Annotated in this window: 4 protein-coding genes and 1 pseudogene; 1 reads left to right on the plus strand and 4 read right to left on the minus strand. The window is 69.8% G+C overall.

The window, feature by feature from the left end; all coding sequences use genetic code 11:
* Nucleotides 1-214 precede the first annotated feature (214 nt).
* From AB0M52_RS29225 to AB0M52_RS29240, 4 genes and pseudogenes are all read right to left on the minus strand, one after another.
* A complete protein-coding gene (locus AB0M52_RS29225) occupies nucleotides 215-445 on the minus strand; it encodes a preprotein translocase YidC (RefSeq protein WP_363960379.1) in 231 nt (76 codons plus the stop codon).
* Between the two features lie 105 nt (nucleotides 446-550).
* On the minus strand, nucleotides 551-2416 hold the full coding sequence (locus AB0M52_RS29230; RefSeq protein WP_363960382.1) for a hypothetical protein: 1866 nt from the start codon (nucleotides 2414-2416) through the stop codon (nucleotides 551-553).
* A gap of 16 nt (nucleotides 2417-2432) precedes the next feature.
* The gene (locus AB0M52_RS29235) at nucleotides 2433-3014 is read right to left on the minus strand and encodes a LemA family protein (protein WP_363960384.1); all 582 of its coding nucleotides are present in this window, start codon (nucleotides 3012-3014) and stop codon (nucleotides 2433-2435) included.
* Between the two features lie 526 nt (nucleotides 3015-3540).
* A pseudogene (locus AB0M52_RS29240) lies at nucleotides 3541-4923 on the minus strand (hypothetical protein); the annotation flags it as partial.
* 302 nt (nucleotides 4924-5225) lie between these two features.
* Between AB0M52_RS29240 and AB0M52_RS29245 the strand changes: the two are divergent.
* Nucleotides 5226-5898 (plus strand): DUF305 domain-containing protein (locus AB0M52_RS29245; RefSeq protein WP_363960387.1); only part of this gene is annotated, 673 nt, incomplete at its 3' end.

Here is a 5898-nt window from a genome sequence, read left to right on the forward strand (position 1 = left end):
AGTACGACGCCTCCGGTGAACCGGAGTCTCCCCCCGCACCGATGGCACCACTCTGCTGTGCGCAGGCGGTGGATGCCAGCAACAGCAACGGAACGACCGCCAGCCGCCCACTTCGACGAATACTCATGCCGATCGGACGCGGCCGAAGGTCGAAGCGTTCCCGCCTCCGCGCGGGTCAGTTCGAGGAGCGACGGCGAGCCGGGTTCGACGCCGGTCAGCGGGGCGCGTCGGGGTGCCCGGGCATGCTGGAGCCGCCGCCGCTGCTGCCCGACGCCCCACCGGCCACGCCCGAGCCGTCGTCCTCGGTGACCAGATCCGGCCGAGCGCCGGCGTCCGTCGGGACGTCGGTGTCCGCCTCGACCTGGACCAGGCGGGCCTGGCCGGCATCGTCCTCGGCGTGTTCCGGGTCGATCGGCTGCTCCCCCTGCCGCGTTCTGAAGCCCACGGTCGCCTCCCGTCGGTGCCGTCTCCGGTCGGCGATGGCTACCCCGGGACAAACTGGCGAAACGTGGCCGGCGGCGGATCAGGGTCGGCGGGGGTGCCGCAGCGATCAGGTGGTCGCCCCTTCGTGCCCGGCTGACGCCCGGGCGGCGCCCTGGGCCAGCAGCCACGGCAGGTAGGCGGCCCGGCCGCGGGCATCAGCGAGGACGGTCACCAGCACGGTACTGTCGCCGACCCGCAGCACGGCTCGCTCGCCGGCCGCGTACGCCCCGTCGCCGATGCCGGGCAGCGCCTGCCCCTGGGAGTTGAGCCGCCAGATCCACCGACCCGCCGCCCCGCCCACCGTCTGGACGTTCAGCACGGGCTGGCCGTCGCCGGCCGCGCGGAACTGGGCACCGGCCAGCGGGCCCGGCAGGTCGAGTCGTTCGGCGGCCCGAACCGGCAGACCCAGCGCCTGCCCGACCTCCTCGACGGTGAACAGCGCCGCCGGCTCGACCGACCCGGCCGGCCCGCCGCGTCCCGGCACCGGCAGGTCATCGGTCTCGTCGGCCACGGCCGGCTCGACCAGACTTCGCGAGCGGCCGTGCCCGACAACCGACATGCTGACCACCCGCCGGCTCCAGGGCCGCACCCGGACCGTCACGGTGTCCCCGTCGTGGCAGCCGCCGGCCCACTGACTGGGCAATCCCCACGCGGTGGTGCGGTCGCCGGTGCCGTCGTCCACCGCCAGGTAGTGCAGCCAGGGCCGGGCCGGCTGGTTCTCTCCCTGCGAGGTCGAACGCCACACCTCCAGCCACAGCACCTCGCCGGTGATCGTGCGCTCGGTGACGAGGTCCGCGACGCCGCGCACCGCCGTGTAGCTCCCGGAGACCAGCGACAGCAACGCCAAGACGACGATGCCGTCGGCCACGAAGGTGAATATCCGCGCCGCTTGGTCGGTCGTGGACGGTACGAGGTCGAAGGAGCTGCCGAAGATCTTCAGCAGGAAGACGCCGACCACGATGTTGATCGCCGCGCGGAGCAGCAGTTTCGGTAGCGTCTGCCCGTAGCGCGCGGAGAACCGCGGGTAGCGTACCCGCACCCGGTGCCAGGTGCCGCCGTACGACGACCAGACCAGCGTCCGGTCGCCCATGCCGAGGTCGAGGACGGCGCTGGCCAGGCGGGTGGCACCGACCGCGGCACCGTAGCCCAGGTACCGGTCCCAGATCGCCACCGAGGCCGGCGGCAGTTCGTCGAACTGCTCGTGCCCACGCAGCCAGTCCCGGACACCGAGCCATCGCGCCGCCACCTGACGGCCGAGGGCCGTGTCGCGTTCGCCGGGTGACACCCCGGCGATGGTGCTGAGCACCGCGAACGTGACGAAACCCGCAGCGAGACCAGGGTTGTCGTCCTGCGGGTGCCAGGTGCCGTAGTGGAAAGCGGCCAGGCCGACCCCGACCGCGGCGACCAACGCGGCGGCACCCAGCAGGGTGGTCACCGCCGGGCCGAAGCGCCGTCGGGACAGCCCGGCCGCCCGGGCGTCCGCGACGACCTGCGCGCGCAGCCGCTTGTTCCACGCCTTGGCCCGCGCCCCGTCGCGAAAGGTCAGCGCGGTCAGCGGTACCACGCCGTTCACCGCGAGCCCGCGCACCCGGTCGAGCACCCGGCGCTCGTACGGCCGCAGCCCGCCGTCGTCGGGTGGCACCGCCGGCAGGTGCAGGGTGGTCTGCATCGGGTCGTTGCCCGGCTGGCGTAGCTCGATGAAGCCCCGGGCGGCGAGGTCGAGCAGCGTCGACTCGGCCGCGTCCTCGGTGACCGCCCAGCGGTTGACCAGCAGGCTGACCAGGGCGGGCGGCTCGGCCCCCAGTTCCATGGTGGCCGGCGCGGGAGCCGGACTGGCCGGCCGGGTGACCAGCCGGACGAGGCCGTAGACCACGAACCAGCCGGCGAGCGCGGCCACGCTCACCGCCAGGTCGAGAAGCAGGCGCGGGTCCATCAGTGCGCTCGCGCCGTCAGAAGCGGACCTGGACGGAGGCGCGTTCGCCGTCCAGGGCCTCGAAGAAGTCCATCGCCCGGAACCCGCCGAGGCCGGCGATGAGGTTGGTGGGAATGGACTGCACGCTGGTGTTGAAGGTCTGGACGGCGCTGTTGTAGAACTGCCGCGCGTACGCGATCTTGTCCTCGGTGTTCGCCAGCTCGCGTTGCAGGGCCGCGAAGTTCTGGTTGGCCTTGAGGTCCGGGTACGCCTCGGCCAGCGCGAAGAGCCGGCCGAGGGCCTGGGTGAGGATGTTCTCGGCGTCCGCGCGGTCGGCCACGCCGGGCGTTGCGGCGGCGGCGATCGCGCCGGTGCGGGCGGCGACCACGGCCTCCAGCGTGCCGCGCTCGTGCGCCGCGTAGCCCTTGACCGTCTCCACCAGGTTGGGGATCAGGTCGTACCGGCGCTTGAGCTGGACGTCGATCTGCGCCCAGGACGCCTGCACCTGGTTACGTTGGCGGACCAGACGGTTGTAGGCGACCAGCGCCCAGCCGACCACGACCACCACCAACAGGCAGAACAGCCCGCCGACGGCGCTCAGGATTACCCCTCTGCCCATCTGTGACCCCCGCACTGGATCTTCGTTCTGACGCGCGGGCGAGCTTCCCGGCTGGCACGAGCATGGGGACCGCGCCCACACCGGCGCAATCGGGCGATCGGCTGGCAGGCGGCCGGGGCGGTGGTGCTGGGGGTCCCGATCGCAGAAAAGGGCTCCGGCCCGGCGGAAACCGCCGGGCCGGAGCTCTGTGCCGTTGGCGGGTGCGATCAGCTCTCGTCCGCACCTACCGTTGATCGGCCGTGGATCAGCTGATCCGCACCGAGCCGGTGACCTGGCTGTCCCGGACGGTCGCACCGATGGCGTCCACCGAACCGTTGACCTTGCTCTCCACGATCGACACCACGGAGGCGCCGGCCGCGTGAACCGAGCCGTTCAGGTTCGAGTTGAACACGATCAGACCGGCACCCGGGTTGACCTTGATGGCACCGTTCTGGGTCACCCCGTCCATGCAGGTGACGCCGGACTTGACGGTCAGGCTGCCGTTCTGCTTACCACGCAGGACGGTGGTGCAGGCCGGGTAGCTGGGCTGGGTCTGCACGTTCAGCTCATCGAAGGCGATCGCCCGGGCGTTGTTGGTCAGCGGGTCATCCAGCTTGAGGACGTCCAGACCCTTCTGGATGTCGTTCGAGTAGATGTACCCGTTGTGGTAGTACGTCGACCAGGCCCCACCCAGCACGAGGCGGGTGTCCGAGAGCGGGCCCCGCTCCCAGAAGGCGATCTCGACCGGGTTGGCCGTGTCGGTGAAGTCGATCACCGAGACGCCGCCCTGGTACCAGGACTGGACCATGATGTCGCGGCCCATCGCCGGGATCAGCGAGCCGTTGTGGGCAACGCAGTTCTCGGTGGTGCTGTTCAGCCGCGGGATCTTGAAGTAGCTCGCGAAGACCAGCCGACGGTCGGCACCGGTGCCGACGATGTCGTAGAACGCGTTCGCGCCCTGGTTGGTCCGGTAGTTGGCGGTGCAGATCGCCGCGCCGCCGCCGCCGAGCTCGTCGGTGAACATCACCTTGGTGCCGGCGTTGTTGAACGTGGCCGAGTGCCAGAACGCGAAGTTCGTGTCCCGGACCTGGCTCAGGATCACCGGGTTCTTCCGGTCGGAGATGTCCATCAGCACGCCGTCACCCATGCAGGCGCCGCCGGCCAGGTCCAGCTCCGGGTAGACGGTGATGTCGTGGCAACCGCTGGTGCTGCTGGCGCCGGTGGTCTCCGGGAAGAGAACCGGCTCGGCCACCACGGCGGCGCTGGTCGGGTTGTCCAGCGGCACCTCGATGATCGAGATCTTGTCGTGCGGCAGCTTGCAGTAGGCGGCGGTCTGCGACGGGCTGTACGACTGGACGTAGACGTAAACGTTCTGGTCGTCGTTGCCCGGCACCAGCGTCAGGGTGTGCGAACCGCAGTCGGTACGAACCGACTTGATGTACTGCGGGTTGGCCTTGTCGCTGATGTCGAAGATCCGGACGCCCTCCCAGGAACTCGGGTTGGACGCCGTGCTGCTCCCGCTGTTGCACGAGTCGTCGCTACGGACCGCGTCGACCGCGAGGAACAGCAGGTCACCGAAGACCGACGGGTCGCCCTGCGCCCCGGGACAGACGACCTGGCTGACCACCTGCGGCGAGGTGGGGTCGCTGACGTCGAAGATGTTGAAGCCGTTGTAGTTGCCGGCGAAGACGTAGTTGCCCTGGAAAGCCAGGTCAGAGTTGTACGCCGACTCGCTGGCAAATCCGCCGAACTTCGGGACGTTGGCGATCTGCTGGAGGTTGGAGCTGCTGACGATCTCGTCAACGGCCGGAATGGTGTTCGCGGCTGCGCTGACGGGTGACGCCGCCCCGACGGCCCCCAGGAGCAGGGCGCCAGTGGCGGCCAGGCTGACAGCCAGCCTGCGGCTCCCTCGTGGGGTTGGTTTGAACATGTAGGAACACCCTTCGTTGTGCGTGAGCAGGGGTAGCGGGACGATAACCTGATCTGCCACTCAAATATTGTGACATGGATCACACATGGGAACTGCTTGTGATCACGGTTCAGCAACACCTGTCACATTGCAGTGGCACGAATAGCCGCAGGCAGGGCCCAATGCCACCTTTTCACTGCCCATGATCCATTCGACACGCAACCGAGCCGCGCTAACATCCCGGCCAACCTCGGTCGTACGGCAGGAGTCGAGTTGTGCTAGGTGAGTGGATCCGGGCATTTTCCCGGCAGTCGCGGGCGATTGTGCTGGTTGAGCTGGCCGTACTGGCGGTGCTGGTCGCTGGAACGGCGGTGTTTGTCTTCTGGCCGGACGACACCCCGAAGCCGGCGGCGACGGCCGCCCCGCCGGAACTCGAGCTGCCCGGCCTGCCGGACGCCACCGCGCCGGTGCTGATGCCCGGCCGCCCCGGCGAGTCGGCGAAGAGCGTGCCGGCGAACGAGGTGCCGCCCATGCCGCGCCCCACGCACAACAACGCCGACATCCGGTTCGTCACGATGATGATCCCGCACCACGAGCAGGCGCTCGTGATGGCCAAGCTGGTGGCGGACCGCGGCGAGAACGCGCAACTCAAGCTCATCGCCGACCGGATCCTGGCGGCCCAGGAACCGGAGATCAAGGTGTTGGAGGGCTGGCTGACGGACCGCGGCCTGAACCGGAACTCCGGTGGCGGCCACGAGCACACCATGGGCGGCATGCAGTCGGCGGAGGCCCTGAACCGTCTCACCGACGCCCGCGGCGCCGAGTTCGACCAGATGTTCGTCAAGATGATGACCGAGCACCACCAGGGCGCGATCGACATGGCGGGCGAGGCGCAGGCACTCGGCGTCGGATCGCTGCACCGCTTCCGCGACGCCGTGCAGAACTCCTGGCCGGCGTCGTTGGAGCTGGAGGAACACAGCCACGCGGGGATGGCCA

The sequence above is a fragment of the Micromonospora sp. NPDC051296 genome (genome assembly GCF_040682255.1).
Classification (GTDB): Bacteria; Actinomycetota; Actinomycetes; order Mycobacteriales; family Micromonosporaceae; genus Micromonospora; species Micromonospora craterilacus.